Origin of the sequence: Cobetia sp. UCD-24C (genome assembly GCF_001306765.1) — a bacterium.
Taxonomy (GTDB): Bacteria; Pseudomonadota; Gammaproteobacteria; order Pseudomonadales; family Halomonadaceae; genus Cobetia; species Cobetia amphilecti.
Genome location: NZ_LJTD01000039.1, coordinates 1 through 821 on the forward strand (window position 1 = coordinate 1; position 821 = coordinate 821).

The window sequence follows — 821 nt, forward strand, 5'->3', positions numbered from 1 at the left end:
GAGAGCTCAACCGAGAAGTTGCCTTCTGCATCGACGACCGCGGTGCCTACAACATCATCGTTGGCATTGGTGATCTCGACCGTGCTGCCCGCTTCACCGGTCCCGGCGACGGTGGTGCCATCGGTCTCGCTCAGGACTGGCGCATCCGGCGCAGCGGTATCGACGGTGAGTGTGAACTCGCCAGAGGATGCACTTTCGTTACCGGCGGCATCGGTCGCTGTGACGCTGAAGACATGCTCGCCATCGGTGAGATCAGTAGCCGGTGTGTAGCTCCAGGCGCCATTGGCATCGGCTGTCACGCTATCAACGACTTCGCCGTTGTGGGTGATGGTGATTGAGCTTCCGGCCTCAGCGCTGCCGATGAGGGTCGGCGCCGCATCATTGGTGCTGTCGCCGGAGGCGAGGGCGCCGGTATCGGCTGGTACATCGTCGGTCGCGGAGGTGATGGTTGGCGTGTTCGGCGCGGTAACGTCAGCGTCTTCCGGCACATCGAGTGCCGCGGACGCTGCGCTTTCATTGCCGGCCGCATCGGTTGCCGTGGCTGTCAGTGTGCTGCCAGCTTCCTGCTCCGGCGAGAGCTCAACCGAGAAGTTGCCTTCTGCATCGACGACCGCGGTGCCTACAACATCATCGTTGGCATTGGTGATCTCGACCGTGCTGCCCGCTTCACCGGTCCCGGCGACGGTGGTGCCATCGGTCTCGCTCAGGACTGGCGCATCCGGCGCAGCGGTATCGACGGTGAGTGTGAACTCGCCAGAGGATGCACTTTCGTTACCGGCGGCATCGGTCGCTGTGACGCTGAAGACATGCTCGCCATCGGT

Annotated in this window: 1 protein-coding gene; it reads right to left on the reverse strand. The window is 63.2% G+C overall.

Translation table 11 applies throughout. From position 1 onward, the window contains the following. Nucleotides 1–821 (reverse strand): Ig-like domain-containing protein (locus AOG28_RS17450; protein ID WP_200906844.1); only part of this gene is annotated, 821 nt, incomplete at both ends.